Raw genomic sequence first — 24631 nt, 5'->3', positions numbered from 1 at the left:
ACGAGGTGCTGGAGAGGAAGGTCGTTCCATGCATATCGCCGAGGGCTATCTGCCCCCGGTGCAGGCCGCGGCGTGGTTCGCGGTGTCCGCACCGTTCGTCGTCCATGGCAGCCGGACGCTGGTCCGGCAGGTGCGCCGGGATCCGGATTCGAAACTGCTGCTGGGAGCGGCGGGCGCCTTCACGTTCGTGCTGTCCGCGTTGAAGATTCCGTCGGTGACCGGGTCGTGTTCGCACCCCACCGGCACGGGGCTGGGCGCTGTGCTGTTCCGGCCACCGGTGATGAGTGTGCTGGGCGGCATCGTGCTGCTGTTCCAGGCGGTGCTGCTGGCCCACGGCGGGTTGAGCACACTGGGCGCCAACATCTTCTCGATGGCGATCGTCGGCCCGTGGGTCGCCTTCGCCGTCTACGCCCTGGTCCGCCGGGCCGGTGGCGGGATGGACGTGGCAGTGTTCGCCGCCGCGGCGCTGGGTGACCTCGCCACGTACTGCGTCACCAGCGTCCAGTTGGCGCTGGCGTTTCCCGACCCGGCGGCCGGGTTCGTCGCCGCGCTGGCGAAGTTCGGCGGGATCTTCGCCGTGACCCAGATCCCGCTGGCGATCAGCGAAGGGCTGCTCTCCGTGCTGGTGGTACGCCTGCTGACCCGGACCAGCGGGGACGACCTGCGCCGGCTCGGGGTGCTGCGGACGCCGGCGGAGGTACGGGCATGAAGCGCTTCACCCGGACGAACCTGGTGCTGCTGCTCGCGGTGCTGGCCCTGGCGGTGGCGCCGGTGGCACTCGGACTCGGGTCGGGCGACGAGCCCTTCACCGGGGCGGACGCCCTGGCCGAGCAGGCGATCGTGGACGACCACCCGGACTACGAGCCGTGGTTCGCGCCGATCTACGAGCCGCCGTCCGGCGAGGTGGAGTCCGCGCTCTTCGCGCTCCAGGCCGCGCTGGGCGCCGGGTTCCTCGGCTACTACTTCGGGGTCGCCCGGACCCGGCAGCGGCAGCGGAGCACCGCCGCCGAGCAGCCGCGCGAGTAGTGTTCGCGCTCGACGTCGCGGCGCACACCGGTCCCTGGCGGCCGCGGCACCCCGCCGAGAAGGCGCTGCTCTCCCTCGGGCTGCTGGCCTGCGCGGTCGCGCTGCCGCCGTGGCCGGGTGCGGTGCTGTCGGGCGGGGCCGCCGCCACCCTGCTGCTCGGCCCCGCCAGGGTGTCGCCGGCCGTGCTGCTGCGGGCGGCCCGGGTGCCGCTGCTCTTCGTGGCCACCTCGACCGTGCCCCTGCTGGTGACGATGCCGGCGCCGGCCCGGCTGGCGGTCGACCCGGCCGGCCCGGCGCTCGCGGCGCAGACCGCCGGACGGTCGGTGGCGGCGTTGGCCTGCCTGCTGCTGTTCAGCGCCACCACCCCGCTGTCGGAGGTGCTGCCCCGGCTGCACCGGCTGGGGATCCCGGCGGCGGTCACCGAGGTCGCCGCGCTGACGTACCGGATGCTCTTCCTGCTCGTGGACAGCGTGCGCGCGGTCCGGGAGGCGCAGGCGGCGCGGCTCGGCTTCCGGACCTGGCGCACCGCCTACGCGTCCCTCGCCGGGCAGGCGGGTGCGGTGTTCGTCCGGGCGTTCAGCCGCGCGCGGCGGCTCGAGGAGGGGTTGGCGTTGCGCGGATACACCGGATCGCTCGCGGTGCAGGTGGAAGCCCGCCGGATGTCACCGCCGTTCGTGGCGGCCACCGTGGGTTTGCTCGTGACCATCGTCGTCGCCACCGCCGTCGCGGGGTCGCGGTGGTGACCGGCCCGCTGCTGGAGATGGCCGGGGTGCACTACGCCTACCAGCCGGGCCGCCCGGTCCTGACCGGCGTCGACCTGCGCGTCGAGGCGGGCCGGCGGCTGGCTGTGGTCGGGCCCAACGGCGGTGGGAAGACCACCCTGTTCAAGCTGGCGGCCGGCGCGCTGAGGCCCGGCTCCGGGCAGGTCACCGTCGCCGGCCACCGGGTACGGCACACCCGGGCCGGGCTGCGCGCGCTGCGGCAGCAGGTCCAGCTGGTGGTGCAGGACCCGGACGACCAGCTCTTCTCCGCCAGCGTCCGGCAGGACGTCTCGTTCGGACCGGTCAACCTCGGGCTGCCCGCCGAGCAGGTCCGCCGGCGCTGCGACGAGGCGCTGGCCGCGCTCGGCGTCACGGCGGTCGCCGACCGGCCCACCCACCTGCTCTCCTACGGCCAGCGCAAGCGGGTGGCCATCGCCGGCGCCGTGGCGATGCGGCCCCGGCTGCTCATCCTGGACGAGCCGACGGCCGGGCTCGACCCGGCCGGGGTGGAGGCGTTGCTGCGGACGCTGGACGACCTGCACGCCGCCGGCACCACGGTGGTGCTGTCCACCCACGACCTCGACCTCGCGTACCGCTGGGCGGACACCATGGCCGTGGTGACCGGCGGTGGGGTACGCACCATGCCGACGGCGGACGGGATGGCCGACCCGCGGCTGCTCACCGCGGCCCAGTTGCTGCCCGCCTGGGCCCCGCTGGTGCACCGGCTGCTGGACCGGGTCCCCGGCCTGGCCGGGAACCGGCCCCGCTCCGCCGCCGAACTCGCCACCCTGCTCACCGGCGACCCCGAGCGGGCGCCCTGACGCCGGCCGCCGGGACGGGAGCGGAGCGGCGGCGTCGGCGGGCTACCGCACCGAGGATCACGTCGACGACGAGGAAACCGAGCAGGGTGACGCCGAACCAGGGCAGCGCCCAGCCGACGGCCACCGTGAGCGGCACGCCGAGCAGCAGTGCCCAGACCGGCAGCCGCCGTACGCCGCCGCGGGCGGGCGGAGCACCGAGCGGGAAACGCCGCTCGGCACGGGTGGGGCGGCGCTGCCACCACATCCGGTATCCCCAGACGATCACGCAGAGCAGGCCGAGGGCGAGCGCGGCGAGCAGGATCTGGTTGACCGGGCCGAACAGCACGCCCATGTGGGCCTGGATGCCGAGGCTGCTGAGCTGGGCCAGCAGCGGCCAGTCGGCGAAGTCGCTGCGGGCGGTGACCGTGCCGGCGACCGGATCGACGGCGACCCGGTCCTTCGCGACGGGCCAGGTGTTGTCGGTCTGGGTGACCGTCCAGGCGGTACCGGCCGTCTCGGCGGGGATGATCTCCACCGGGCCGGCCAGGCCGGCGTCCCGGGCCACGGCCAGCACCCGGTCGTAGGTCGCCGGGTCCACGGCCGCGGCGGCGGACGCGCCGTGGTGGTGCGCGCCGCCGGCGTCCGCCGGGGTGCCGGTGAGGCTGGTGGAGAGCTGCGGGGTGCCGGCGCGCAGGGCCGCCAGGCCGGCGCTGAAGTTCGCGCCGGCGTAGCGGGACCAGGTCAGACCGGTGGCGGAGAGGAAGAGCAGGCCGACGACGAGCCAGACCCCGGTGGTGGCGTGCCAGCCCCGGGTGCGCCGTACCCCCTTGCCGGCGGCCAGGTCGGGCACGAGCAGGTGCCTGGCGCGGGCACGCGTGGGACCGCGGCGACGCCACCACAGGACGATCCCCCCGAGGACGAGGACCCACAGCCAGCTCGCGGCGAGCTCGGAGTAGTGCCGGCCGAGGTCGCCCAGGTGCAGGTTGCGGTGCAGGTCGTCCAGCCAGGTGGTGGCGGGGGTGGCGCCGAACCAGGTGGTCAGCTGCCCCTTCACCGCGCCGCTGTACGGGTCGACGTAGACGGTGTGTTGCCGGTCGCCGAGGTCGGGTTGGGAGAACACCACCCGGGTGGTCGTGTCGCCGATGCCCGGCTGCACGGCGGCGAGGGTGCCGCCGGGGTGCGCGGCGCGGGCCGCGGTGATCTGCACGGCGAGCGGCTGGGGTGGACCGCCGACCGCGGTGGTGGTGAGTTCGTCGCCGTAGAGGGCCCGGTCCAGCTGCGGGGTGATCGTGTAGGCGAGGCCGGTCAGGGCGGCGACCAGCAGGAAGGGGGCGACCAGGATGCCGGCGTAGAAGTGCAGCCGCGTCAGCAGCGCGGCGAAGGGCGCCAGCCGCCGTGCAGGCTGCGCGGTGCCCGCCGGGGCGGCAGGGGAGTCCGGCGCGTCTTCGGGCAGTTCGGTCACCGACATGGACCACTCCGATCGGAATTCACGGGTTCTGGTTGCGGTTGACTCGTGCCCGTCGAGCCATCTCGGGGTTGCCCGGTCGCCGTCTCCCGGTCGAGTAGTCGGGTCGATGCCTCAGGAAGTTCCCGGTCGACCGCTCGGGTCGGTGCGGCTCATCCGTCCGCGGCGCCCTCGGCCTGTCGTGCCGCGCCGTCGGCCTGTCGTGCCGGGCGGTCGGACTGCGGTGCCGCCCGGTCGGCCTGGCTGGCGGCGGCGAGGAAGGCGTTGTAGCGGGCCAGGTCGTCGACCTCGCCGGTCTCCTCGGCACGGTCGGCCGCCCGGTCCAGGCGGGCCTGTTCCCGCTGGTCGGCCCGGACCCACTGGCGCACGAGGACGACCATGACGACGGCGGCCGGGATCTCGCCGAACGCCCAGGCGATGCCGGCGCCGAGCCGCTGGTCCTCCAGCAACGAGGACGCCCACGCCGGATGCACGGCCAGGTACCAGTCCGGGGCGATGACCGTGGTGGTCTGCATCAGCACCAGGCCGAAGAAGCCGTGCGCCATCATCGCCGCCAGGTGGACGATCACCAGGATCGGGTACGACACCCGCGGCCGGCCCGGGTCGACGCCGATGAGCACCCAGAACAGCAGGTAGCCGGCGATGACGAAGTGGACGAGCATGGCCAGGTGCCCGACGTGCGAGCGCATCAGGGTGCCCAGCAGGTCGCTGAAGTACAGGGCGAAGAGGCTGCCCGCGTAGCCGCCCAACGCCACGAGCGGGTGGGTGAGCAGCCTGGCGGGCCGGCTGTGCAGTGCCAGCAGCAGCCACTCCCGGGCGCCCCGCACGTCGGGGTCGGTGGGGCGGCGCAGCGCGCGCAGGGCCAGGGTGACCGGGGCCCCACCGACGAGCAGGATCGGCACCAGCATGGAGAGCACCATGTGCTGCACCATGTGCGCGCTGAACAGCACGTACGCGTACCGGGCCACGCCCAGGGTGGTGACCGCGGCGAGCACCGCCAGCCCGCCGAGCCAGCTCGCGGTGCGGGCGGCCGGCCAGCGGTGTCCGCCCCGGCGCAGCCGCCACACCCCGGCCAGGTAGCCGGCCGCGCCCACCGCGACCGCGCTCAGCACGAACAGGTCCGGCAGCGGCTGGCCCAGCAGTCGTCCGGGCGTCGGCGCGGCGGGCATCGGGAAGCCGAGCAGCTCGGTGATCGGATCGGCGTCGACCGGGTCGGCCGCCACCGGCGTGGGACTGCGGGACAGCGCCACCGCCAGTCCCAGCACCGCCGCGAAGACGACCACCTCGCCGGCGGCCAGCCGGGCGAACGCGCCACGCCGCCCCGAGCGCAGCGCCGGCAGGGTGCGCGCCCGGTGTGCCGCGCCGACCGCGCCCAGGACCGCCAGCGCGGCCAGCTTGCCGAGCACCAGCCACCCGTACCGCGACCGCCACAGCTCCTCGACGCTGCCGAGGCGGACGGCGGCGTTGACGGTTCCGCTCACCGCGACGGCCACGAAGCAGCCCAGCGCCAGCCGGCTGTAGCGACCCACCGCGTCGGCGAGGTGCCGGCTCCGGCGCACCATCAGCAGCGCCACCAGCCCACCCACCCACAGCGCGGCGGCCAGGACGTGCAGCACGAGGCTGGAGACCGCGACCTGGTGGTTGCCCGCCCCGGCGGCGTGCCCGGTGAACGCCGGCGGCACCACCGCGACCATCGCCACCAGCGCCGCGGCGGCGGCCAGGCCCCGTGACACGCCCACCCGGGCCAGCACCGCCACGGCCAGCGCCAGGCCGGCCTGGAGCAGCAGGGCCTGACCCTGCGAGATGGCGGTGGCGAAGCTGACCACGCTCGCGGCGCCCAACCGGCCCGCCGGCACCCCGAGCACGTCGGACACGGTGAGCACGATGAGCACCAGGGCGGCCGCCGCCCAGGCCGCCGCGGCCAGGCCCGCGCGGCGCAGCAGCAGCCAGCCGTACGGGGAGACGCTCGGTCCGTCGCCGGGCAGCAGGAAGGCCGCCGTCACCGTCAGCCCCACGGTCACCGTGGCCAGGCCGTCGACGAGCAGCCGGACGGCCGGCAACGCCCAGGCCGTCACCGGTCCCGGGTCCGGCAGGCCGGGGATCGCGGCCACCAGCGCGTCGCCGACCCGCAGCGCCAGCACCAGGACGGCCACCGCCGACGCCAGGGCGGCGGCGGTCACCAGCGCGTCCGGGCCGGCCGACCGGCGTACGGCCGGTGGCGCCGCCGGTCCGGCGCCCGCCGCCGCGCCGCCGGTGGGCGCGGAGCGGTGCTGACGGGTGGGGGCGGAGGCGATGTCTGGCACGTCGGAGACCTCGGTGTCGGGGCGGTCGGCGGCAGCGCGGTCGTGGGTGGTCGCCGGGCCGCGGACCGCGGGGTCGGGGTTGGTCGGTGGCGGCGGGTTCACCGGTGCCGCGCCGGCGGTCAGGACGCGGTGCGGCGTCGGCGCAGCAGCACCACCGCCCCGGCGGCGAGCGTCGCCAGCAGGAGCACGCCACCGACCAGGGCCGGTGCGCCGGGTCCGCGGTCGGGGTCGCCGGTCGCCGACGCGGGGCTGACCGACGACGGCTCGGCCGCCGGCGCCGAGGGCGTCGTCGCTGTGCCGGCCTGCGGGCCCGCGGTGGCGGAGAGGTCGGCGACGGTGAACCGGTACGAGCCCTGCACCGGGTGCCCGTCGGCGGAGACCACCCGGTAGGCGACGGTGTAGGTGCCGTTGGCCAGCGGCTCGTCGATCGTCACGGTGCCCGTCGCCCCGGTGACGGTCGGCCCGCTGGCGGGGATCCTGTGCTGGGCGGCGTCCGAGATCGCGATGGTGGTGAAGGCCGGGTTCAGCTTCTCCATGAACTCGAGCGTGATCCGCGTCGGCGCCGTGGTGAGCCGGGCGTCCCGGGCCGGGGTGGCGGCCTTCAGCGTGTTGTGCGCGGCGGCCGGCTGGGCCGGTACGAACAGCGCCGCGACGGCGGCCAGCGTGGCGGCGAGCAGGCCGGCGACGGACCGGCGGGCGTGGGTGTGCATGGTTCTCCTGTCGGGTCAGCCGAGCAGTTGCTGGCCGATCCAGCCGCCCTCGGGGCAGCCGGGTGGGATCGCGAAGACGGCGGAGCCGATCGGGGTGGTCCACTCGTTGAGCAGGTCCCGCTCGGCGAGGCGCCGTTGGATGGGCAGGAACTGACGGGCGACGTCGGCCTGGTAGGAGGCGAAGATCAACCCGCTGTCGGCGGTGCCGTCCGCCGTCGGGACGCCGTCGTAGTTGTACGGACGGCGCAGGATCTTCAACCGGTCCTCACCGACCCGGGCACGGGTGAGGTGCGAGAAGTCCGGGATGACGGTGAGCCCGTCCGGCCCGAGGGCGGCGAAGTCGGGCTCGTCGCGCTCGGCGGTGCCGGTGAGCGGAGCGCCGGTGTCGAGCCGGCGGCCCACCGCCAGCTCCCGGTCGGTACGGCCGAGCAGGTCCCAGGTCTCGAGGTTCATGCTGATCCGCCGCAGGACCAGCGTGCTGCTGTCGCGCAGCCACGGCGGCCCGTCCGGCACCCACACCGCCGTGTCCAGGGGTGCGCCCGGCTCCGGGTTGGCGGTGCCGTCGAGCTGACCGAACAGGTTGCGCTGGGTGCGTCCCGGTTCGGCGCCGGCCGCCCGCCGGAAACCCTGCTGCACCCAGGCCACCGTGGCGAAGGGTCGACTGTCCTTCACCAGCACGCGCTGGGCGTGGGCGACGGTGACCGGGTCGTCGGCGCAGATCTGCAGCAGCAGGTCCCCGCCCGACCAGCGTGGCTGGAGGCGGTCGATGCCGAACCGGGGCAGGTCGGCCACCGACGGCGGGCGCCGGTCGTCGAGGCCGGCGGCCCGGTAGAGGCCGGGGCCGAAGCCGACGGTCACGGTCAGCCGGGCCGGCAGCAGCCCGAGTTCCGGTTCGGTGTCGGCCAGGGCGGGCCGGCCCTGGGCGAGGCGGGCGGCGTCGTCGGTGAGCAGCCGCAGCATCCGCCCGAGCGCCGCCCGGTCGGTGCCCGGCCGGAGGGTGAACGCGACGAACGCGGCGTGCGCCTGCGGGTCGGTGGCGACACCGGCCTGGCGGGGCCCGTGGAACGGCTCGACAGCGGTGCCGACCCGCGCCACCGGGACCGCCGGGACGGGGCGTACCGCCGGGTCGTCGGATCGGGCGGCGGCGGTGACGGCGGTGGCGCCGGCGAGCGCGCCGCCGGCGGCCAGGGCGCCGCCGGTGAGCAGGCCCCGCCTGCTCACCGGCCGCGCCGGGGAGCGCTCGGTCATGACGCCGGGCTCGTGCTCGTCCCGGGCGTGGCGCCGGGGGCGGACATCGGCGCGCCGTGGCCGGGGTCGTAGCTCTCCTGGGCGCCGGTGAACGGCTTGGCCACCGCGGTGAACGTCTGGGTGCGGCCGTCGGCGAAGGTGAGGGTGAAGGTCAGCTCGTCGCCGGCCCGGACCGGCCGGGTGAGGTCCATCAGCATCAGGTGGTCGCCGCCCGGTTCGAGCACGTGGCTGCTCTTCGCCCTGACCACGATGCCGCCCGGCTTGGCCCGCATGACCATCCTGCCGTCCTTCATGGTCATCTCGTGCAGCTCCATCGGGGACACGTCGGTGGCCGCGGCGGTGATCGTCACGTCGGTGACGCCGTCGTTGACCAGCGTCCCGAACGCGGCGGTCATCCCCGTGTCGGCCGCCTTCACCCACGGGTCCCGGACTCCGAGCACGCCCGCGGCGGGGCTCGGCGACGCGGAGACCGACGGGCTCGGGGCGGCCGGCGCGTCGCCCGCGCAGCCGGCGGTGGCCGCGGCCAGGAGGGCGGTGGCGAGCAGGACGGCCGGGCGCGGGCGCCGGACGCTGACGGTGCTGGGCATGGAGGTCCCCTCGAAAGGTCGATGTGGCGTGGTGGTCGGCCCGGCGGGCCAGGAGGCTCCGCAGGGTGTGGGTGTGCGTGTGGGTGGCTGGCCGGGTCAGGCCGCCGTGCGGTCCCGGCGGTACGCGGACCCGGGGTGGGGTGGCGGCAGCAGCCGCAGGTTGGCCGGCGCGGGGATCTCGTCCTCGGCCGGCAGCCGCCAGCGGCTCTGCGGCGAACGGCCGCGCTCGGACGGGCCGTCGGGCCGTCGGCCCGACCGGGACATGGCGACCACGATCGCGTAGCCGGCGAGCAGGAAACCGTGGCTGACCAGCCGTGCGGTGTCCACCCGCCCGATCACCAGGTCGTTGGCCGACAGCAGCACCAGTGTGCCGACGAACGCGCTCAGCATCGGCACCAGACCGGTCGGTCGGGTGCGCCGGGCGGCCACGAACAGGAACCCCGCGCCGACGGCGACGTTCCACGCCGCCGACTCGTGCCACAGGTGCCCCGATGTCAGCGCGCCGGCCGCCGAGTGGGCGTGATCGTCGGCCGCACCGCGCCCGATCTGCGCCAGGCCGAGCAGGAGTTGCAGGGCCCCGATCAGGCCCAGCACGGCCCGCAGGGTGAGCACGAGCCGGTGCCGCCGGCGGTACGGCGCCGGTGCGGGCAGGGCGGCGAGGATGGCGTCGGTGCGGTCGTCCCCGGCGACGGTGACCGACAGCCGGGCCCGGCGGGTCACCGCGGCGGCCCGGTCGAACCAGGTCCGGCAGTCGGCACAGCCGGCCAGGTGGGTCTCGGCCGCGGTCCGCTCCGCGGGCGTCTCCTCACCGTCCAGCTGGGCCGACAACACCTCGCGCCACTGCTCACACCTCATGTACCGGTAGTCGGCCCGGCGGCGGCGTTGGTTCCCGGCTGGTGCCGGGAAACCCGGTATCGACGCAGGTCAAAGCCGGTGCGCCGGGTCATCCGGCGGCGTCGTCGCCGCGGCGCGAGCCCGGCGCGGTCCGGTTGTCCACCGCGGCGACGAGATCTTCCCGGGCCCGGGCCACCCGGGAGCGGATGGTGCCGACCGGGCAGTCGCAGACCGCCGCCGCCTCGGCGTAGGGCAGGCCGAGGACCTGGGTGGCGACGAACGCCTCCCGCCGTTCGGCGGGCAGGGCCGCGATCAGTTGCTCCAGTACGACCTGCCCGTCGAAGCCGCTGCGGGAGACGTCGAGGTCGTCGTAGCCGTCCGACATCGGCACCGTCCGGGGACGCGACGTGACGGTGCGGACGTGGTCCGCCGCGACGCGGCGGGCGATGGCGAGCAGCCAGGTCCGCGCGGACGAGCGTCCGGCGAACGACGGCAACGACCGGAACGCCCGCAGGAAGGTCTCCTGGGCCAGGTCGTCGGCCTCGGTGGGGGAGACCAGGGCGGCGAGGAAACGCCGGACCTGCTGCTGGGTCGCCCGGACGAATCGGCCGGCGGCGTCCTGGTCGCCCCGCCCGGCGGCCAGCGCGCACGCCGTGATCTCCGCCTCGTCGTCAGTCATCCGGCGCCTCCGGGTCGGTCCCGCGGCGCCGGCAGGGCGAGGTCGGACGGGTGGTCCCTGGCTGCCGACCGTGCACGTGTCACCTGGGCTCCTTGCTCCACACGTCCGCGCCGACCGCCTCGGACCGCACGAGGTGGCCGGTGTGGCCACCGCTCGTTGGTCGCAGCCCGGGCCCGTCGAGTTCCCGGCGATGACGAAATCAGCGCTCGGCCGGTCACCACCCCCGCGTGATCTTGATCATGCGGGGACTCGCCGGAGGCTTGTTGCCAAGGTTTGGCAACTGAGGAAGAGTGGCGATACCCGGGTCCGCGGTCGGCGCGCACCGGTGCCGAGCCGCCGACGTCCCCGGCCCGGCCGTCGCACCCGCACTCGTCAGGAGCACGTCATGGGTAAGCCGCTCTCCGCGCGCGTCACGGCCCTGGCCGTCGCCACCGCCCTCGCCGTCGCCGGCTGCTCGTCGGCCACCTCGCCGGCCGGCACCAACGCCGGCGGCACCTTCGTGGTGGCCACCGGGGGCGAACCCGAGACGTTGAACCCGGTGCTGAACTACGGCGTCGACGGCGGATCGCTGATCTTCGACGGCCTGGTCGCCCGGGACGGGCGCAACCAGCTGGTGCCGGCGCTGGCCCGGGAGCTGCCCGTGGTGTCCGCGGACGGCCGGACGGTCACCGCGAGGTTGCGCGACGGTGTGCTGTTCCACGACGGCGCCGCGCTGACCGCGCAGGACGTCGTCTTCACCTACCAGGCGGTGCTGGACCCGAAGGTCGACTCGACGCTCCGTTCCGACCTGGACATGCTCACCTCGGTCACCGCGCCCGACCCGTCGACCGTCGTGTTCACCCTGAAGTACGCCTACGCGCCGTTCCTGCAGCGGCTGACGCTGGGCATCGTGCCGGCGAAGGCGTTCGCCGGGCAGGACGTCAACCGGGCCGAGTTCAACCGCAAGCCGGTCGGCACCGGCCCCTACCGGGTGACCTCGTGGGTTCCGGGCGACCGGCTCGTGCTCGCGGCGAACGAGAAGTACTGGGGCGGCAAGCCGGCCAACTCCGGCGTCGTGGTGGCCTTCGTCGCCGACGACAACGTGCGCGCGCAGCGCATGCGGGCCGGCGAGTTCGACGCCGCCGAACTCGCTCCGAAACTGGCCGCCGGCTTCGACGGGCAGCCCGGCCACCGGGTGCACCGGGTGCCCACCGCCGACTACCGCGGCGTGATGCTGCCGATGGGCAACCCCGTCCTCGGCGACCCGGCGATCCGCCGGGCCCTCAACGCCGCGGTCGACCGGCAGGCGATGGTCACCGGAGTGCTCGGCGGAGCCGGGGAGCCCGCGTTCGGGCCGGTGCCGCCGTCGTCGGACTTCGCCGAACCGTCCATCGCCGGCAAGCCCGCCGCCGACCTCGCCACGGCCGCCGCCGTGCTCGACGCCGCCGGCTGGCGGCCCGGCCCGGACGGCGTGCGGGTCAAGGACGGTCGACCGGCGGCGTTCACCCTGATGTACCCGGCCACCGACAGCCTGCGCAAGGAACTCGCCCTGGCGGTGACCGCAGACGCGAAGAAGGCCGGCATCACGGTCACGCCGGAGGGCCTGACCTGGGACGCGATCACCCCACGGATGAAGACCGACGCGCTGGTCATGGGCTACGGCACCCCGTACGACCCGGACTTCGTCTCCCACAAGCTGTTCGGCTCCGCCCTCGCCGGCCAGGGCTTCTTCAACCCCGGCCGGTACGTCTCCCCGGTGGTGGACAAGGCGTTGCAGGACGGCCGGGACAACGCCGACCCGGCCACCCGCAAGGCCGCGTACGCCACCTTCCAGAAGCAGCTCGCCACCGACCTGCCGTGGGTGTTCCTCACGTACCTCCAGCACACCTACGTGGTGCGGGACGCGGTGGTCGGGGTCACGCCGCGGGTGGAGCCGCACGAGCACGACGTGGCCAACAGCCTCTGGTGGAACATCGACACCTGGACCCGGACGTCGTGACCGCGGCCGGTCCCGTCCGCGGCGCCCGCCGCTCCCGGCGGCTGGCCGGCGCCGGCGCGGTGATCCGCCGCCGGCTGCTGGTCGCCGTCCCGGTCCTCGCCGCGACCAGCGCCGGCATGTTCGCCCTCGGTGCGGCCTCCCCGATCGACCCCGCCCAGCAGTACGCGGGCGCGGCCGCGTTCACCACCAGCGAGGAGAACCTGGCCCAGATCCGCGCCAACTGGGGCGTCGACGACCCGCTCCCGGTGCAGTACGCCCGCTGGGTCGGCAACCTGCTCCAGGGTGACCTCGGCTGGTCGACCAGCCGGCACGAGCCGGTAACCGCCGTGCTCGCCGCGCGGGCCGGCTGGACGCTGCTGCTCGTCGGCGCCGCCCTCGTCCTCGTGCTGCTGGCGAGCCTGCTGCTCGGCACCCTGGCCGCCTACCGGCGGGGCGGCTGGTTCGACCGGGCCCTGCGCGCGAGCGCGTACGCGGTGCAGTCGATGCCGGTGTTCTGGCTCGGGCTGGCCGCGATCGCGGTGTTCGCGCTCAGCCTGGGGTGGCTGCCCGCCGGCGGCCTGACCGACATCACGGCCACCGGCACGGACCCGGCCGACGTGGCCCGGCACCTGATCCTGCCGGTGACCGTGCTGGCGCTCTCCCAGGCGCCGTGGTTCGTGCTGTTCATCCGCGACGCCGTCGCCGACAGCCTGCGCGACGACCACGTCCTCGCCGCCCGCGCCCGCGGCCTGCCCGGCCGCACCGTCCTGTTCGGGCACGCCCTGCGTACCGCGCTGCTGCCGTTCCTGACCCTGGTCGGCACCCACCTGCCCGAGCTGGTCGGCGGCGCGGTGCTGGTGGAGACGGTGTTCTCGCTGCCCGGCCTCGGCGCGGTCACCGTGCAGGCCGCGCTGGGCAGCGACTTCCCGCTGCTGGCCGCGACCACCCTGGCCACCACCGTCGTGGTGCTGACCGCCAACCTGCTCACCGACCTCGGCTACGCCGCCGCCGATCCCCGGGTACGCCTCGATGACTGACCTCGCCGCCCCGTCCCGCCTCCACCGGCCCCGCCGGCCGGTGCCCCGTACCGGCCGTGCCGGAGTCGCCGTCGCCGCCGTCGTGCTCGCTTCCGCCGTCGCCGCCTGCCTGCTGGCTCCCGTCCTCTGGCCGCTCGACCAGAGCGCCGTCGAGCTGGGCGCCATCCGGCTCGCCCCCTCCGGGGAGCACCCGGCCGGCACCGACGACCTGGGCCGCGACGTCCTCCACCGCAGCCTCTACGGGCTGCGGATCTCCCTGCTCGTCGGCGCGATCGCCGCGCTGGTGGCCACGGTCATCGGCGGCTGCGTCGGTGCGGTCGCCGGCACCGTCGGCGGTTGGGTCGACCGGGCGCTGATGCGCGTCGTCGACACCATCGCCGCCCTGCCGCACCTGCTGCTGGGCATCTTCGTCGTCGCGATGCTGCGCCCCAGCCTCGGCGCGGTGATCCTGTCCATCGGGCTCACGCACTGGCTGTCCACCGCGCGCATCGTCCGCTCGGAACTGCTCAGCCTGCGGACCCGCCCGTTCATCGACGCCGCGATCTCCGGCGGTGCCAGCCGGGCCCGCGTGCTCACCCGGCACCTGCTGCCGCACGTGCTGCCCCGCCTCGCGTTGGCGACCACGCTGATGGTGCCGCACGCCGTCTGGCACGAGACCGCGCTGTCGTTCCTCGGTCTCGGCCTGCCCCCGCACCTGGCCTCGCTGGGCAACATGATCAACGATGGGCAGCGGTCCCTGCTCACCGGCGCCTGGTGGGCCAGCCTCACCCCGGGCCTGGTCCTGATCGTGGTCACCCTCGCCCTGGCCACCCTCACCGGCCGCTGGCGGGACCGCCTCGACCCCCGCGTCCGAGCGGAGCTGAACCTGTGACCGCCACCCCCACCCACGCGCCCGCCGCCACCGGCGACACCGCGGAGTGGCCCCCGTTGCTGGACGTCGACGGCCTCACCGTCCGCTTCCAGCTCCGCGACGCCGTCGTGCACGCCGTCACCGACCTGCGCGTGGCGATCCGACCCGGCGAGCTGCTCGCCGTCGTCGGCGAGTCGGGCTGCGGCAAGTCCGTGCTCGCGCACGCCCTGCTGGGTCTGCTCCCGGGCAACGCCACCGTCACCGGCCGGGCCCGCCTGCACACCGCCGCCGGCGCGGTGGACCTGCTCGGCTGCGGTGAGCGGCACCTCGCCCGGCACGTCCGGGGCCGCGCCGTCGGGCTGATCCCGCAGAGCCCCGCCACCGCCCTCACCCCCGTGCGCACCGGACGCCGGCTGCTCACCGAGACCCTGCGTGCCCACGGCCACAGCCGCGCCGCGGCGTCCGACGCCGCGGTCCGGCTCGCCGCCGACGTCGGCCTCGAACCCGCCGACCTCGACCGCTACCCCCACGAACTCTCCGGTGGCATGGCCCAGCGACTGGTCACCGCGCTCGCCCTGGCCCCGGATCCACCACTGCTGCTCGCCGACGAACCCACCACCGGCCTGGACCGGCCACTGGTCGACCACACCCTCGACCTGCTGCGCCGGCGCTGCGACACCGGCGCCGCGGTCCTGCTCATCACCCACGACCTCGCCGCCGCGCGCCGGGTCGCGGACACCGTCGCCGTGATGTACGCCAGCCGCGTCGTCGAACACGCACCCGCCGACGCGCTGTTCACCGCCCCCGCCCACCCGTACGCCGCGGCGCTGCTCGACGCGCTGCCCGACCGGGCGTTCCGACCGGTTCCCGGCCACCCGCCCATGCTCACCGACCTGCCCGCCGGCTGCGCCTTCGCGCCCCGCTGCGGCCACCGCACCGACGCCTGTCACACCCAGCCGGACCTCGCCCGCGTCGCGACGAGCCGGGTCGCCTGTCACCACCGGATCGGAGCACCGACATGAGCGACGCCGGGCTGGCCGCCCGACAGGTCACCGTCAGCTACGGCCGGCAGCGCGTCCTCGACGGCGTCGACCTGCACATCGCCCCGGGCGAGACCGTCGGGCTGCGCGGCCCCTCCGGCAGCGGCAAGTCCACCCTCGCCCGGGTCCTCGCCCTGCTGCACACCCCCGAGGGCGGCCACGTCAGCATCGACGGCGTGCCGATCCGGGGAGCCCGCCACCGCGTGCCGGCCGCCGTGCGGACCCGGGTGGCGATCCTGTTCCAGAGCCCGCGCGCCGCCACCGACCCCCGGCTCAGCCTCGCCGACATCGTCGCCGAACCGCTGCGCGCCACCGGCGTTCCCGCCCCGGCCGTCCGCGCCCGCACCACCGAACTGGCCGACCTCGTCGGGCTCACCCCGGACCTGCTCGGCCGCCGGCCCCACGCCGTCAGCGACGGGCAGCTCCAACGCGCCTGCCTCGCCCGGGCCCTCGTCCACCGGCCCGACTACCTGATCTGCGACGAGGCCACCGCCATGCTCGACGCCTCCACCCAGGCCCACGTCGCCGCCGTCATCACCGCCTATCAGCGGGAGCACACGGCAGGGGTCCTGCTCATCACGCACGACACCGCCCTGATGAGCCGGTGGGCCAGCCGCGGCGTCGACCTCGCCGCGCGGCCCGCGTCCCCGGCGCGGCCGGGATCGGCCGACCACCGGGACCGGGCCCTGTCCCGACGATCCTGAGGCTCCGCCGCGGCAGGCGGGGTGGACGGTGAATTGTGTTGATCTTATGATCGCCCGATGTTCGGACTCTTCCGCAAGCCGCCCGCCCCGGACACCGACCTGGCCCAGGCCGACCTGGACCTGCGCGCCGCGCGTGACCGGGCGCTCGCGGGTGACTGGCCGGCGGTCCGGGGCCTGATCGCCGCCACCGGCCGGGACTGGGAGCTGCGCGGACGCCGGCTCTCCGTGCTGGGTGGCGCCGCCGGGCAGGCGCCGCACTGGCTGGACGCCTGGGAAGCCGCCGTGCCGGACGACCCGACGGTCGCGGTCCTGCGCGCCGACGCCCTGATGGACCAGGCCGGCGAGGCCCGGGGCTACGCCTCCGCGCGCAACACCACCCGCGAGCAGTTCCGGGAGTTCGAGCGGCTCTCCGCCCTCGCCGCGCAGGCCAGCGAGCGCGCGGTGAAGCTCAACCCCGACGACCCGTACCCCTGGGTGACCCGGATGGCGTCGACGCTCGCCAACGGCCACCGGCAGCGCGAGGAGTTCCGCGCGGCGATGGACGAGGCGGTCGCGCGCGACCCGGACAACTTCGAGGCGCACCTGATGGCGGTGACCTTCTACTGCGAGAAGTGGTACGGCTCGCACGAGCAGATGTTCGCCGCGGCCCGCGAGCCTGCCGCCGCCGCGCCCGCCGGCTCGTCGGTGGCGATGCTGCCGCTGCTCGCCCACTTCGAGTACGCCCTGCGCGAGTACGGCTTCGACACGCGGGCGGAGTCGCTGGGCGCGAAGGCGGACTACTTCCACCGGCCGGAGGTGATCCGGGAGATCCAGGCGTGCGCCGCCAAGTGGCGCGGAGCCGGCGAACCTCGCCTGATCGGTCGGGGGATCACGCTGCGCCACTGGCTGGCGCTGGCCAACTACCTGGCCGGGCACGACCGGAAGGGCACCAGGGCGCTGCTCGGGCAGATCGGGCCCTACCTGGGTAGCACCGCCGTCTACGGCTACTTCTGGGTGCGCCAGACCGAGGGCTTCCGCGCCGTCTGGGAGTGGGCCGGCTGAACCCGGCCGGGACGGGGCGCTCGCGGTCGACGTCGGTTCGACCGCCGGCGGCCCGTCCGGCCGGCGACGCCCCCGCGACGGTGATCGCCTCCCGGCGGCGGGACGCGCGACGATCCCTCAGAGCCAGCCCTGGTCGCGGGCGCGCCGGTACGCCTCGGCCCGGTTGCGGGTGTCCGTCTTGCCGATGGCCGCCGACAGGTAGTTGCGGACCGTGCTCGGCGACAGGTGCAGCCGCGCGGCCAGGTCGGCGATGGTCGCGCCGTCGGCGGAGGCGGCGAGCACCTCCCGCTCGCGTTCGGACAGCGGGTTGGGGCTGGCGCCGAGCGCCCGCGCCGCGAGCTGCGGGTCGACGACGATCTCGCCGGCGAGCACCCGGCGGATGGCCGCCGCCAGGTCCTCCACCGGGTCGTCCTTGACCAGGAACGCCCTGGCGCCGGCCTGGAGCGCGCGCCGGAGGTAGCCCGGCCGCCCGAACGTCGTCACCACGATGACGGCGCACGAGGGGACGGCCCGCAGCAGATCGCCGATGACGTCCAGGCCGCTGCGCCCGGGCAGCTCGATGTCGAGCAGGCAGACGTCCGGCCGTACCCGCTCGACCGCCGCCACCACCTCGTCGCCGCGGGCGACCTGGGCCACCACGGTCAGGTCGTCCTCAAGGTCGAGCAGGGTGGCCAGGGCCGAGCGCATCATGCCCTGGTCCTCCGCGATGAGCACCCGTGTCGTCCGGTCCATCGCGGGCCTACCGGGAGCCCACGGGTACGGACGCGGCCAGGCGGAAGCCCGCCGGTGTCCGGGACGCGGTCAGCTCGCCGCCCAGGTCCTCGACCCGCTCCCGCAGGCCGTGCAGGCCGCTGCCCTCCGCAGCGGCCGGGCCTTCCCGGCCGTCGTCCACGATCTCCACGGTCACGGTCGAGCCGTCCGAGGTCACGGCGATCCGGCAGGTGCGGGCGCGGGCGTGCCGCAGGACGTTGGTGGTTCCCTCGCGGACCACCCAGCCGAGCAGGGAGTCGACCTCGGCGTCGAGGGGGACCGACGGCGGGGTGAGGTCGACCCGGACGTTGCCGGCGGCCAACGCCGTCCGGGCACCGGCCAGCTCGTCCGCCAGCCGCACGCTGCGGTAGCCGGTGACCGCCTGGCGCACCTCGGTCAGCGCCCGGCGACCGGTGGTCTCGATGTCGCGGGCGTGCGCGGCCGCGGCGGCCGGGTCGCGCTCGGCGAGCCGCCGTACCGCCTGCGCGCTCACCACCATCACCGACAGCGTGTGGCCGAGCAGGTCGTGCAGGTCGCGCGAGAAGCGCAACCGTTCCTCGTCGACGGCGGCGCGGGCGAGGCGCTCGCGGGTGCGGCGCAGCTCGGCGGCGACGTCGAGCAGGTGGTAGACCAGGAACGTGCCGACGCCGCCGAAGAACGTCGCGAAACCCAACGACAGCGCGGCGTCGACCGAGCCGGTCTCCAGGCCGACGGCCAGCGCGCCGCTGATCGTCAGGGACGCGATCGTGCCCGGCGCCCAGCGCGGCCGGACCGCCACCGCCACCGCGATGGCGAGCAGGGGGAACACGAACTGCCGGTCGGTGCGCCAGAGGACCAGGTACGCGGTGACGAGCAGGAGGAGCACGGCCAGCACCGCCTCGGCGCGCCACCTCGGCGTCCGGGACCGGAAGGGCAGCCACACGGCGTACGCGTAGCCGAGGCCGATGGCCGCCACGTGACCCGCCCGCGCCACCCGACCGTCGGCCAGGGCGGCCACGAGGGGCGCGGTGAGCAGGAGCGGCGCCCAGACCAGCGCGAACCACGGGCCGGGGTGGCGGGCGAACCACGCCACCGCCGGCTGCGGCTCGGTGCAGTAGGTGTCGCGCATCGGTGTCGGTCCGTTCAGCCGGCCGCGGTGGCGGCGTCCGCCCCGGGTGCGAGCCCGAGGATCAGCGTCGTCCCGACGGCCACGTGCATGGCGATCAGGCCGGCGAGCACGCCGCCGGTCGCCCCGGACGACAGCGGCCCGAGCAGGGACAGCGCGAGCACCGTCCACCCCGTGATCCGCCATGCCCGTCGCCCTCGCCGCAGCCGTCGCTCCAGGAACGCTAGCAGCGCCCATCCCGCGGCACCGACGACCAGGGCGGCGACGACGATCGAGGCCGGCCCGACGGTTCGGGTCGCCGCCGACTGGCCGACTGTCAGGTCCAGTCCGGCGAGCGGGTCGCACACCAGCCAGACGGCGAGGCCGGCGATCACGGCGAGCCCGAGCGCCGCCGCTCGACGGCCCCACCGCGCGGACGGCCGAGGCCGGGTGATGGTCTGTGTCATGGGATCCCCTTTCGGATGTCGTCGTCCGACGCGCTCGACGCTACGGAGGCCGGCCGGTCCGCCGGCAGGCCGAGGAATCCCGTCCCGGGCAGGACGAATGTCCCGGGGCCGCGCGTCGTGGAGGTATGTGCCGGCGTGCCCCGGGTAACCGGCCGGCATGGCGCGGTACACCAAGCCCGAACTCAGGGAGCAGATCAAGGAAGAGATCCAGGCATCCGACCGGGGCGGCCGGCCGGGTCAGTGGTCCGCCCGCAAGTCGCAGCTGCTCACCAAGGAGTACCAGCGGCGAGGCGGGGGCTACCTCGGCCCGAAGGACGAACGGCAGAAGTCGCTGCAGCGCTGGGGCAACGAGAAGTGGCAGACGAAGGAGGGCGGCACCCGGGCGCGCCGCGGCGGCGAGACGAGTCGTTACCTGCCCAAGCAGGCGTGGGAGCAGCTCTCCGACGCGGAGAAGCGCGCCACCGACGCCAAGAAGCGCCGGGAGTCGAAGTCCGGCAGACAGTTCGTCGCGAACACCGGCCCGGCCAGCCGCGCACGCAGGAACGCCTCGGCGGCCGCGCGGCTGTCGGAGATGACGGTCGCCGAGGCGGCCAAGCTCGTCCGCACCCTCGACACGGGCCAGCTCCGGAACGCGCTGCGCCGCGAACGGGACGGTAGGGCCCGTAAGACGCTCCTCCAGCGACTGGAGACGGAACTCGCGCGCCGCTGACTCACCTGCGCGTCGAGTGCGCTCCACACGCGCGACCCCGGGACCGGCTGGGGAAGGTCGCGCCGTTGCTCGCCCTGGACGTGGGGCGGCGGAGTTGCCCGCATCGCGGCGGCCCCAGCGGTCGCTCCGTCGGAGATCCGGGCGACGGCGCCGCCGCTCGCCCCGGTGGTCGCACCCGCTTCGGTTCGGCCGCCCGAAGGTGGGTCGACCGTCCGGGGAAGTGGCCCGGGCGCGGGTGGCGAAGGTGCTTCAATCGGAACAAGAGCACCAATGTTAGAAAACCGGACACGTTCGTCGTCGAGGAGCTGGAGATGCCGCTGACCGCCACCGACAACCACGCCGTCGCCCAGGCGGTGCACGACATCGGGTCCGCCCTCTGGTTCGGCGGGACCGTGATGGGCGTCGCCGGAGTCAACAAGTCGGGCAGCGACCTGCGGGACGGCATCGACCGCATCCGGGTCGCCGAATCGGCGTGGGGACGGTTCGGGCCCGTTCAGTGGCTCGGCATCGGCGCGACCCTGCTCGCCGGCGCCCAACTGGCCCGGGTGGGTGGGCGGCGGATGGCGTTGCAGAAGGGTTTCGGGACGGTGGGGGCGGTGAAGGCCGGGCTGGCCGTAGCGGGCGCCGCCGCCAGCGCCTACGCCGCCTACTGCGGAAGTCGGATCGGCCGGCTCGCCGAGGAGGCGCATCGACGCGGCGACACCGTCGAGGTGCGCGACGCGACGATACCGACGTCGCGGACGCCGTCGGAGATCGCCCGCTGGCAGCGGCGGCAGCGGCTGACCCAGTACGTGGTGCCGGTGCTCGCCGGGGCGAACATCGCCTGCGGCTCGTACCTGGTGCAGTCGTACCGGATGGGCGCGACCGGCAGGGGAGTGCTCCGGCGGCTGCTGCCGGACTGACCTCGGCTCGGGTGGGGCCGGCCCGGCGATCAGTCGGCCGGTCAGCCCGTCGGCTCGACCGGCCGGAACTCGTGGACCACCTCGATCGGCCCGACGATGTGCCGGTTGAACTCGTCCAGCTCCTCGGCCGGCACCCACAGTTCCAGGATGTCCCGTCCGCCCGCCTGCCGGACGGGGTAGCGGGCGGCGAACGCGCGGTCGACGTGGAACCGGGTGACGTAGCCGACGCCGGAGGCGGGCACGTTCCAGTCCCGGGCGATCATGATCGCGTACTGCTCGTTGAGGACGGGGTAGAAGATCGGCTGGTCGGGCAGGCGCGGCGGCCACGCCGTCCACCCCGAGGCGCGGACGAGGTCGAGCTCCTGCGGGCCGGTCGGCCGCCACAGCGTCATCGTCTCCGTCACCACGCGCTCCCTCCTCGGTCGAGGCACCGTACCGGCCGGCTCGCGGCGCGGACCAGCGGATTTCGTCCGTCTGCCGCTCCGGTCGCGGCCCGCGGCGGCCCGTGGGCCCGGGCCGCTGGCCGAGCGTGCGGAGGTTCGCCGCGTGTCGGTGCACCCGGATACTGACCCGATGACATCGGAGCCGTACGCGGGGCTGGCCAGGACGTTCGACTCGGCCGCGGAGCTGTACGAGCGGGCCCGCCCGGGCTATCCGGAGCGGTTGTTCGCCGATCTGGCGGCGTCGACGGGGCTGCGAACCGCCGGAGCCCGGGTGCTGGAGGTCGGCACGGGCACCGGCCAGGCCACCCGTGGGTTGCTCGGGCGCGGCTGGCGGGTGGTGACGCTGGAGCCGGGGCGGGAACTGGCCGCGGTGGCACGCCGCGTGCTCGCCGGCCGTGGTGACGTCGAGGTCGTGGTGTCGCCCTTCGAGCGGTGGGCGGCGGGTGCCCGGGAGCCGTTCGACCTCGTCTTCGCCGCGACGTCGTGGCACTGGCTGGACCCGCGGGTCGCCTACCGCCGCGCCGCCGAGCTGCTGCGTCCGGGCGGTCACCTGGCGATCGTGGCGACCGAGCACGTGTCGCCACCGGGCGGCGACGACTTCTTCCGGCACGTCCAGCGGATCTACGACGAGGTGGGCATGGGCGACGGGCAGGACGGCCCGAAGCCGCCCGAGGCGATCCCGGCCCCGGACGTGGCGGCGATCGGCGGCAGCGGCTTCTTCGCGCAGCCGATCGTGCACCGCTACGTCTGGAGCCAGGACTACACCGCCGAGGAGTACCTGACCCTGCTCTCCACCTACTCCGGGCACATCGCCGCCTCGCCCCGGCAGCGGGAGACCCTGTTCACGGCGATCCGGGACCTGATCGCCGCCCGCCCGTCCGCGACGGTGCGCAAGCACTACCTGAACCTGCTCCAGATCGCCCGACGCGTCGGCTGACCCCGCGGCGCCGCGGCGGCCTACAAGGTGAAGTCCTCGGGTGCGCCCTCGCCCACCCGGCCGTCCACGGCCTCGCGCAGCAGGTCGGCGTGGCCGGTGTGCCGGGCGTACTCCTCGATCATGTCGAGGAGCATGTCGCGCACGGTGGGGGTGCGCCCGTTCGGCCAGGTGAAGGCGGCCGGCCCGGCGAGCCCGCGCTCCGCGACCACCTCGGCGACCAGTTGTCGGGACCGTTCCACGGCGTCCCGCCACACCCGGTAGACGTCCCCGGGCGCGTCGACGGCCCCCGTGCGCCATTCCCAGTCCGGGTCGGCGTCGAAATCCACCGCGTCCCACGGGGCGCCGTACTCGCGGCCGGCGAGCTTGACGGCCAGCCAGTCGGCCTCGACCAACGCCATGTGCTTGACCAGGCCACCGAGCGTCATCGTGCTGGCGGCCGTGGTGGCCCGCAGACCCCGCTCGTCCAGACCCCAGGTCTTCCAGGCGAAGGTCCGCCGGTTGCGGTCGAGCACGGACAGCAGGGACTCCACCTCGGTGCGGTCCGCTGCCGGGCGAGACCGTGCGGTCGTCTCAGTCATGACCGGAGCATAGGCACCGGGGCCGACACCGGGAGGGGTCAGCTTCCGGTGCGCCGGTCACCCGGTCCGGAACGGTATGGGCCCTCGCCGGAGACCAGCGCCGTCTCCCTGCCGGGTCGGCGCGGTGGCCGGGATCGGCGGGACCCGCCGGCCGGGTCCGCGCGGTGCGGCACCGGCGGGAACCGTCATGATGAGCCGGTGAAGATCCTGTCTATCCAGTCGTCGGTCGCCTACGGCCACGTCGGCAACTCGGCGGCCGCCTTCCCGCTCCAGCGGCTCGGGCACGAGGTCTGGCCGGTGCTGACGGTCCACTTCTCCAACCACACCGGGTACGGCGCGTGGCGCGGGCCGTTGCTGGCCCCGGCCGACGTCGCCGAGGTGATCGCCGGCATCGGCGACCGCGGGGTCCTCGGCAGCGCCGACGCGGTGCTCTCGGGCTACCAGGGCGACCCGGCGATGGGCGCGGTGATCCTCGACGCGGTGGACACGGTCAAGGCGGCCAACCCGGACGCGGTCTACTGCTGCGATCCGGTGATGGGCGACGCCGGCCGGGGGATGTTCGTCCGGCCGGGCATCCCGGAGTACCTGCGCGACGTCGTCGTCCCGCGGGCGGACATCATCACCCCGAACCACTTCGAGCTGGACTTCCTCGCCGGCGGGGCCACGAACTCGCTGACCGGTGTGCTGGCGGCGGTCGACGTGGTACGCGGGACGGGGCCGCGGCACGTGCTGGTCACCAGCGTGATCCACGACGACGTGCCGGACGGCTCGCTGGAGGTGGTGGCCGTCTCGGACGAGGGCGCCTGGGCGGTGACCACGCCGTTGCTGCCGATCAGCCCGAACGGTGGCGGCGACGTCACCGCGGCGCTCTACCTCGCGCACCTGTGGACGACGGGCTCGCCCGCGACGGCCCTGGAACGCACCATCGCCTCGGTCTTCGCCGTCCTCGAGGCCACCCTCGCGGCGGGCACCCGGGAGATCCAGCTGATCGCGGCCCAGGACGCGATCGCCGACCCGCCGGCGAGGTTCGCCGCCCGGCGGCTGCGCTGACCCGACCGGCCGGCGTCGCCCCGGGGGCTGGTCGCACTCGCCGCGGGGAGCCGGCCGAGGGGCGGCGGCGGGCTGGTGGTCGCTTCGCGCTCGCGCGGTGGGGCCGGGCGGGACGCCGTCCCGCCCGGCGTCCCGGCTCAGGGAGCGCAGTTGTAGTTGCGCACCGGGTTGGTCAGCTTCTCCTGGGCGCCGAACTTCGCGTAGACCCGCAGGTAGCACGGCAGGTCGAGGTCGCCGTAGTAGCTGGTGACCTGGTTGTCGTAGTACGTGGTGCCGCTGTCCGCGACCTGCCAGGTGCCGCTGTCGGCCGAGTGGACCTCCCAGTAGACGTCGCCGGCGCAGCCCTGCAGGCCGCGCGACCAGGCGATGATGTTCGCCCCGTTGTAGATCTCGGACTGCACCAGGGTGCAGGTGGCGGCCTGTGCGGGTGCGGCGCCGACGAACAGCCCGGCCGTCAGCATGGCCCCCGCCCCAACCGCCGACATCAGCTTGCGCATGGTCCGATACCTCCAAGGTGGATGGTGGATCACTTCCCGGAGGGTAGCCGGCTGAGAAAAGGAGTTTCAAGGTAAGAACATCATCTGTCGAAATTCTTCATCGATGGGAGTGGCTCTGTCGCCGGTCGCGATAGTGACCCGCCGACCGCCCGCGCGGCGTCGACGGGGCGGT

At 75.1% G+C, this 24631-nt stretch carries 27 protein-coding genes; 14 read left to right on the top strand and 13 right to left on the bottom strand.

The window, feature by feature from the left end; genetic code table 11:
- Positions 1–28 precede the first annotated feature (28 nt).
- The 4 genes from SM577_RS24570 to SM577_RS24555 are packed head-to-tail and all read left to right on the top strand — an operon-like array spanning position 29 to position 2608.
- Complete coding sequence (locus SM577_RS24570) at positions 29–709, top strand: energy-coupling factor ABC transporter permease (RefSeq protein ID WP_474581354.1); 681 nt, start codon at positions 29–31, stop codon at positions 707–709.
- Entirely contained in the window at positions 706–1026 is a 321-nt protein-coding gene (locus SM577_RS24565; RefSeq protein ID WP_302920064.1) for an energy-coupling factor ABC transporter substrate-binding protein, read from the top strand. Before SM577_RS24570 ends, SM577_RS24565 begins: the two co-directional genes overlap by 4 nt.
- Complete coding sequence (cbiQ, locus tag SM577_RS24560; RefSeq protein WP_302920063.1) at positions 1026–1769, top strand: cobalt ECF transporter T component CbiQ; 744 nt, start codon at positions 1026–1028, stop codon at positions 1767–1769. Before SM577_RS24565 ends, cbiQ begins: the two co-directional genes overlap by 1 nt.
- A complete protein-coding gene (locus SM577_RS24555; RefSeq protein WP_474588073.1) occupies positions 1766–2608 on the top strand; it encodes an energy-coupling factor ABC transporter ATP-binding protein in 843 nt (280 codons plus the stop codon). The genes cbiQ and SM577_RS24555 overlap by 4 nt, the downstream gene beginning before the upstream one ends.
- On the opposite strand, the gene SM577_RS24550 is transcribed toward SM577_RS24555, so the two are convergent.
- The 7 genes from SM577_RS24550 to SM577_RS24520 form a co-directional block, all read right to left on the bottom strand.
- On the bottom strand, positions 2580–4055 hold the full coding sequence (locus SM577_RS24550) for a PepSY-associated TM helix domain-containing protein (protein WP_474588072.1): 1476 nt from the start codon (positions 4053–4055) through the stop codon (positions 2580–2582). The genes SM577_RS24555 and SM577_RS24550 overlap by 29 nt on opposite strands.
- A 149-nt stretch (positions 4056–4204) precedes the next feature.
- The gene (locus tag SM577_RS24545) at positions 4205–6355 is read right to left on the bottom strand and encodes a bifunctional copper resistance protein CopD/cytochrome c oxidase assembly protein (protein WP_474588071.1); all 2151 of its coding nucleotides are present in this window, start codon (positions 6353–6355) and stop codon (positions 4205–4207) included.
- A 119-nt stretch (positions 6356–6474) separates the two neighbouring features.
- Positions 6475–7065: a copper resistance CopC family protein gene (locus SM577_RS24540; RefSeq protein ID WP_474588070.1), complete on the bottom strand. Its 591-nt coding sequence runs from the start codon at positions 7063–7065 to the stop codon at positions 6475–6477.
- A 15-nt stretch (positions 7066–7080) separates the two neighbouring features.
- A complete protein-coding gene (locus tag SM577_RS24535; RefSeq protein ID WP_474588069.1) occupies positions 7081–8313 on the bottom strand; it encodes a Dyp-type peroxidase in 1233 nt (410 codons plus the stop codon).
- Positions 8310–8900, bottom strand: a complete 591-nt coding sequence (locus tag SM577_RS24530) for a copper chaperone PCu(A)C (protein WP_302920057.1) — start codon at positions 8898–8900, stop codon at positions 8310–8312. Before SM577_RS24530 ends, SM577_RS24535 begins: the two co-directional genes overlap by 4 nt.
- 96 nt (positions 8901–8996) lie before the next feature.
- The gene (locus SM577_RS24525; RefSeq protein WP_474588068.1) at positions 8997–9755 is read right to left on the bottom strand and encodes a zf-HC2 domain-containing protein; all 759 of its coding nucleotides are present in this window, start codon (positions 9753–9755) and stop codon (positions 8997–8999) included.
- A gap of 88 nt (positions 9756–9843) precedes the next feature.
- Positions 9844–10413, bottom strand: a complete 570-nt coding sequence (locus SM577_RS24520; RefSeq protein WP_474588067.1) for a sigma-70 family RNA polymerase sigma factor — start codon at positions 10411–10413, stop codon at positions 9844–9846.
- A 385-nt stretch (positions 10414–10798) separates the two neighbouring features.
- On the opposite strand from SM577_RS24520, the gene SM577_RS24515 reads away from it, so the two are divergent.
- Genes SM577_RS24515 through SM577_RS24490 form a run of 6 tightly spaced genes read left to right on the top strand, consistent with a single transcriptional unit; the run spans position 10799 to position 17042 of the window.
- Positions 10799–12391, top strand: coding sequence for an ABC transporter substrate-binding protein (locus tag SM577_RS24515; RefSeq protein ID WP_474588066.1), 1593 nt, complete (start codon positions 10799–10801; stop codon positions 12389–12391).
- Positions 12358–13407 carry an ABC transporter permease gene (locus SM577_RS24510; RefSeq protein ID WP_474581364.1) on the top strand — a complete coding sequence of 350 codons (1050 nt, stop codon included), beginning with the start codon at positions 12358–12360 and terminating at the stop codon, positions 13405–13407. The genes SM577_RS24515 and SM577_RS24510 overlap by 34 nt, the downstream gene beginning before the upstream one ends.
- Positions 13400–14278, top strand: a complete 879-nt coding sequence (locus SM577_RS24505) for an ABC transporter permease (protein ID WP_474588065.1) — start codon at positions 13400–13402, stop codon at positions 14276–14278. The genes SM577_RS24510 and SM577_RS24505 overlap by 8 nt, the downstream gene beginning before the upstream one ends.
- Positions 14275–15279 carry an ABC transporter ATP-binding protein gene (locus SM577_RS24500; protein ID WP_474581366.1) on the top strand — a complete coding sequence of 335 codons (1005 nt, stop codon included), beginning with the start codon at positions 14275–14277 and terminating at the stop codon, positions 15277–15279. Before SM577_RS24505 ends, SM577_RS24500 begins: the two co-directional genes overlap by 4 nt.
- A complete protein-coding gene (locus tag SM577_RS24495; RefSeq protein ID WP_302920050.1) occupies positions 15276–16001 on the top strand; it encodes an ABC transporter ATP-binding protein in 726 nt (241 codons plus the stop codon). Before SM577_RS24500 ends, SM577_RS24495 begins: the two co-directional genes overlap by 4 nt.
- A 57-nt stretch (positions 16002–16058) precedes the next feature.
- Entirely contained in the window at positions 16059–17042 is a 984-nt protein-coding gene (locus SM577_RS24490) for a tetratricopeptide repeat protein (protein WP_474588064.1), read from the top strand.
- Positions 17043–17159: 117 nt separating this feature from the next.
- Here SM577_RS24490 and SM577_RS24485 read toward each other — a convergent pair whose 3' ends face one another.
- From SM577_RS24485 to SM577_RS24475, 3 genes are read right to left on the bottom strand one after another with little or no spacing between them, the layout of a single operon-like run.
- Complete coding sequence (locus SM577_RS24485) at positions 17160–17774, bottom strand: response regulator transcription factor (protein ID WP_302920048.1); 615 nt, start codon at positions 17772–17774, stop codon at positions 17160–17162.
- A 7-nt stretch (positions 17775–17781) separates the two neighbouring features.
- Positions 17782–18900, bottom strand: coding sequence for a sensor histidine kinase (locus SM577_RS24480; RefSeq protein WP_474588063.1), 1119 nt, complete (start codon positions 18898–18900; stop codon positions 17782–17784).
- A 14-nt stretch (positions 18901–18914) separates the two neighbouring features.
- Entirely contained in the window at positions 18915–19343 is a 429-nt protein-coding gene (locus SM577_RS24475) for a DUF6069 family protein (RefSeq protein ID WP_474588062.1), read from the bottom strand.
- A 157-nt stretch (positions 19344–19500) separates the two neighbouring features.
- Here SM577_RS24475 and SM577_RS24470 point away from each other — a divergent pair, with 157 nt between their 5' ends.
- Together SM577_RS24470 and SM577_RS24465 are read left to right on the top strand one after the other, a co-directional pair.
- On the top strand, positions 19501–20052 hold the full coding sequence (locus tag SM577_RS24470; protein ID WP_302920045.1) for a DUF5872 domain-containing protein: 552 nt from the start codon (positions 19501–19503) through the stop codon (positions 20050–20052).
- A gap of 311 nt (positions 20053–20363) precedes the next feature.
- Positions 20364–20954: a hypothetical protein gene (locus SM577_RS24465; protein ID WP_302920044.1), complete on the top strand. Its 591-nt coding sequence runs from the start codon at positions 20364–20366 to the stop codon at positions 20952–20954.
- Positions 20955–20995: 41 nt separating this feature from the next.
- Here SM577_RS24465 and SM577_RS24460 read toward each other — a convergent pair whose 3' ends face one another.
- Positions 20996–21358: an ADP-ribosylation/crystallin J1 gene (locus SM577_RS24460; protein WP_474581371.1), complete on the bottom strand. Its 363-nt coding sequence runs from the start codon at positions 21356–21358 to the stop codon at positions 20996–20998.
- Between the two features lie 169 nt (positions 21359–21527).
- On the opposite strand from SM577_RS24460, the gene SM577_RS24455 reads away from it, so the two are divergent.
- Positions 21528–22334 carry a class I SAM-dependent methyltransferase gene (locus SM577_RS24455; RefSeq protein ID WP_302920042.1) on the top strand — a complete coding sequence of 269 codons (807 nt, stop codon included), beginning with the start codon at positions 21528–21530 and terminating at the stop codon, positions 22332–22334.
- 20 nt (positions 22335–22354) lie between these two features.
- Here SM577_RS24455 and SM577_RS24450 read toward each other — a convergent pair whose 3' ends face one another.
- A complete protein-coding gene (locus SM577_RS24450) occupies positions 22355–22912 on the bottom strand; it encodes a mycothiol transferase (RefSeq protein WP_302920041.1) in 558 nt (185 codons plus the stop codon).
- A 198-nt stretch (positions 22913–23110) separates the two neighbouring features.
- On the opposite strand from SM577_RS24450, the gene pdxY reads away from it, so the two are divergent.
- Positions 23111–23962: a pyridoxal kinase PdxY gene (gene pdxY / locus SM577_RS24445; RefSeq protein ID WP_302920040.1), complete on the top strand. Its 852-nt coding sequence runs from the start codon at positions 23111–23113 to the stop codon at positions 23960–23962.
- Positions 23963–24099: 137 nt separating this feature from the next.
- Here pdxY and SM577_RS24440 read toward each other — a convergent pair whose 3' ends face one another.
- The gene (locus SM577_RS24440; RefSeq protein WP_302920039.1) at positions 24100–24459 is read right to left on the bottom strand and encodes a hypothetical protein; all 360 of its coding nucleotides are present in this window, start codon (positions 24457–24459) and stop codon (positions 24100–24102) included.
- Positions 24460–24631: the final 172 nt, after the last annotated feature.

It is taken from the genome of Micromonospora desertarenae, from assembly GCF_056150265.1.
The sequence above is the reverse complement of the archived record's forward strand: the minus strand, read 5'-3'. Positions and strand labels throughout refer to the sequence as shown.